The 2,941-nt window shown below is 62.9% G+C and carries 4 protein-coding genes; 3 read left to right on the top strand and 1 reads right to left on the bottom strand.

All coding sequences use genetic code 11. From position 1 onward, the window contains the following. A partial coding sequence (locus tag ABW137_RS10370) for an MFS transporter (RefSeq protein WP_526399534.1) occupies nucleotides 1–686 on the top strand: 686 nt, incomplete at its 5' end. Nucleotides 687–803: 117 nt separating this feature from the next. Here the strand turns inward: ABW137_RS10370 and ABW137_RS10365 are convergent. After that, complete coding sequence (locus ABW137_RS10365) at nucleotides 804–1,679, bottom strand: alpha/beta fold hydrolase (RefSeq protein WP_526399532.1); 876 nt, start codon at nucleotides 1,677–1,679, stop codon at nucleotides 804–806. 114 nt (nucleotides 1,680–1,793) lie between these two features. On the opposite strand from ABW137_RS10365, the gene ABW137_RS10360 reads away from it, so the two are divergent. Together ABW137_RS10360 and ABW137_RS10355 are read left to right on the top strand one after the other, a co-directional pair. Further along, the gene (locus tag ABW137_RS10360) at nucleotides 1,794–2,300 is read left to right on the top strand and encodes a CGNR zinc finger domain-containing protein (protein WP_526399530.1); all 507 of its coding nucleotides are present in this window, start codon (nucleotides 1,794–1,796) and stop codon (nucleotides 2,298–2,300) included. A gap of 68 nt (nucleotides 2,301–2,368) precedes the next feature. Further along, nucleotides 2,369–2,941 (top strand): TetR/AcrR family transcriptional regulator (locus tag ABW137_RS10355; RefSeq protein WP_526399528.1); only part of this gene is annotated, 573 nt, incomplete at its 3' end.

The following is a 2,941-nucleotide window of genomic DNA, read 5'->3' as shown; positions in this document are numbered from 1 at the left end:
CGCCACACCGATGGGCCCAGCCACGTCGGGTGCCGTGTCAGCAGCGTTGCCGCCATATGGCGGCCCACCTGCTGAAGAAGTCCTACCCCGCTTCGGCCCGCCGACTGTGGGATGAATCCAGAGACTGTTCCTTGTTGCTGATCTTCGGCTTGAGCACCTGGCTGCCGGTGCTCATGCGGGCGGCCGGCTATCCGCTCGGTTCGGCATTGTCGTTTCTCGCCGTGCTCCGCGTGGGGACGGCTCTCGGGCCGTTGGCCTTCGGCGAGCTCGCCGACAACGTTGGATCCAAAGTTGCTGTACTCGTGGCATTTTCGCTCGCGATCGCGGGTATCGTCGGACTCAGCTTTCCGCTGCCGACCGTGCTGCTGTACATCGCCATAGCGATCGCCGGTGCCGCTACGAACGGGGTTCAGGTACTTCTGAACGTCTTGATCGGGACGCGCTATCCGACCAGAATTCGTGCAACGGCCATCGGTGCGGCGCTGAGCGTCGGGCGGCTGGGCGCAATTAGCGGGCCGCTGCTCGGCAGCATCCTCATCGGCGCCCACCTCCAGCCAGCATTGAACTTCTACGCCATCGCCGCAACCGCCCTATTGGGGATGACGTGCACTGCCGCCATCCCGCCTCTTCGTCGACCAATCAACGGCCCCGCCGCATCGTCGAATAGGGCAGCGGGGCAGCATTGAACGCTAGGTTCAACCGCCTCGACGGACAGCCTCAACCCGACGTGGCCGAGGCGCTCGGGGGTCAGTCGACCCTCGAATGGCGCATGGGCGGCCGTGGGATCCGTTGGCACGCGTGCCCTACCGCGGTGATCCCACTCGCGACATGAAATCAAGAACGAGCCCGGCGACTTCGGCCCCGTGGCTTTCCAGCAGGAAGTGCCCGCCACCTTCGACCAGGTGCACTTCGGCATCTTTGACGTCGTTGCGGAAGGCGAGCGCACCCTCGGGACCGAAGATCTGGTCTTCTCGACCCCATACGGCGAGCACCGGCACCTGAGTGGCCCGCAGGTACTCGTGCAGTCGGGGATACAGCGGCGGGTTGGTTGCATAATCGAGAAAGAGTTTGAGTTGCACCAGATCGTTTCCCGGTCGCGACACGAGGGCATGATCGTGATGCCAGGTGTCGGGACTCACGACGCTCGGGTCTGCCACACCGTGGACGTACTGCCAGCGGATGGCGTCCAGGCTCAACGCTTCTCGAATGGCGGCCTCTGTTTGCGGGTTCTGGTCCTCTTGGTAGTCCCACACCGATTTCCAGAACGGTGCGACGAAACCCTCGTCGTATCCGTTGCCATTCTGCGTGATTACGGCGGTGATCGCCTGAGGATCAGCCAGCGCCAACCGCCACCCGATCGGAGCACCATAGTCTTGCACGTAGATGGCGTACTTGCGGATCGCTAGCTGGCTGAGCAACTTGGCAGTCAGCTCGGCGAGCGCGTCGAATGAGTACTCGAACTCGGTGACTCCCGGCGCGTCCGACAGCCCGAAACCCAGATGATCGGGCGCGATCACGTGCAGACGCTCCGCCAGGCGGGGGATCAACTCGCGGAACATGAACGAACTGGTGGGGTAGCCATGCAGCAGAACGATTGTCGGAGCATCCGTGGGCCCCGCCTCGCGGAAGAAGAGCCGGTGTCCGTCGACGACCGCGTCCCGGTGGTGCACTGTGGTCATTCTAACTCCTAAACGATGCTTAGACGGTTACTGCAGCTCATCATGGCCTGCCGGTGGTAACCTGTCAAGATAGTTTTGATGGTTATGGCTTTGGTTGTGGTGAGAGGACCCCTGATGGACGACGCTGGCGACGAAGCCTTGCTCCTGGATCTCTTGAACACGACGCCGGTGGTCGACGGAGTCCAGACCGACCTGTTGGGCCAGTGGGCGGAGGCTCGCGATTGGATGAGTCAACGCGCCATTGGGGACGACGTCGAGCAATGGCGGGTGCTGCTGATGGCGAGATCGTTGTTGCAGAACGTGATACGCGGTGAGCAGCCGCCGTCGGCGCTGTCTGCGATTCTGGACCGCGTCAGGTATCTGCCCATGGTCGTCGACTCGCGTGTTCAGTGGTCGATTGAAACCCTCGATGGTGGTTCGGAATTCGCCGCCCGCTGTGTGATGGCATGGGATCGGCTGCAGTGCAACAGTCCTGCACGACTACGCCCTTGCGCCAACACCGAGTGCCGCTTGTTCCTGATCGACCGCAGCAAGCCCAACACGGCACGATGGTGCTCGATGGCGTCGTGCGGAAACCGGATGAAGGCGCGCCGCCACCACCTTCGCCAGCGCACGCGCTGATCGCTGGCCACCCGGTGTCCGGGAACACCGCATTGATCAACTACCTATCAGAAGGTAGGCTGATCGGCGTGGCCGCCCCAGTCTCGACCGTCGACGCGATCCTTCGCTGCGCTCGCACGTCGATCATCGCCGGCGGTTACAACGGCTTCAGCTATGCCGACATCGCCGCTGTCGTCGGTATCCGCAAGGCGAGCATCCATCACCACTTTCCAACCAAGGTCGACCTCGTCCGCACGCTGGTCAAGCAATATCGCGAAGAGGCCGAAATAGGGATCGCCGACCTCGAACGCAACATCGCGGACCCGCTGGACCAAATCGATAGTTACGTCGGATATTGGGAGTCCTGCATCGGTGCTCCTGAAACCAGCTACTGCCTTTGTGCATTGCTCGCAACTCAGATTCCCGTACTTCCCGATGAGATCGTCTTCGAGATACGGGCCTACTTTCGGGCCCTCTCGGCCTGGCTTGCGTCGGCACTAGAACGTGGCGCCCGCCAGGGCGGTATCACCTTGGCCGCCAGCGCCCGTTCCGAGGCCGAGACGCTGATGGCCGTCGTGCACGGCGCCATGCTGTCGGCGCGGGCCTACGGCGACCCGCAGGTGTTCGCCACGATCAGCAGGCCCGCGATCGACAGGCTTCGA

Source organism: Mycobacterium sp. (assembly GCF_040509115.1).
Lineage (GTDB): Bacteria > Actinomycetota > Actinomycetes > Mycobacteriales > Mycobacteriaceae > Mycobacterium.
This window is presented reverse-complemented; position numbering and strand designations above follow the sequence as displayed.

Coding starts and splice junctions, on each gene's coding strand:
- ABW137_RS10365 (WP_526399532.1), bottom strand. CDS start 1,679: ATGACCACAGTGCACCACCGGGACGCGGTCGTCGACGGACACCGGCTC.
- ABW137_RS10360 (WP_526399530.1), top strand. CDS start 1,794: ATGGACGACGCTGGCGACGAAGCCTTGCTCCTGGATCTCTTGAACACG.